Source organism: Parendozoicomonas sp. 2304DJ65-17, assembly GCF_058148445.1.
Map to the genome: position 1 here is coordinate 1 of NZ_JBYVJV010000041.1, position 301 is coordinate 301.

The 301-nt window shown below is 46.5% G+C and carries 1 pseudogene; it reads left to right on the top strand.

From position 1 onward, the window contains the following. Positions 1–301 (top strand): annotated as a pseudogene (locus ACY2RR_RS24460) (ABC transporter ATP-binding protein); the annotation flags it as partial.

Consider the following 301-nt stretch of genomic DNA (forward strand, 5'->3'; position numbering starts at 1 on the left):
GCGTGTGGGAATTGCTCAGGCTATTCTTCATGATCCTAAGGTCCTGATCCTTGATGAACCTACAGATGGTCTCGATCCAAACCAGAAGCATCAGGTGCGTGAACTGATTCGGGGATTGGCGAAAGATAAAATCGTTATTGTTTCTAACCATATTCTTGAAGAAGTAACGGCAGTGTGTACTAGTGCTGTGGTTATTGCGAAAGGCCGGGTTCTTGCTGATGCGACACCTTCTGCGCTTGAAACTCAGTCCCGTTATCACCGAGCGGTCACTCTTACTCTTCAGCAAATCAATGAAAACGAG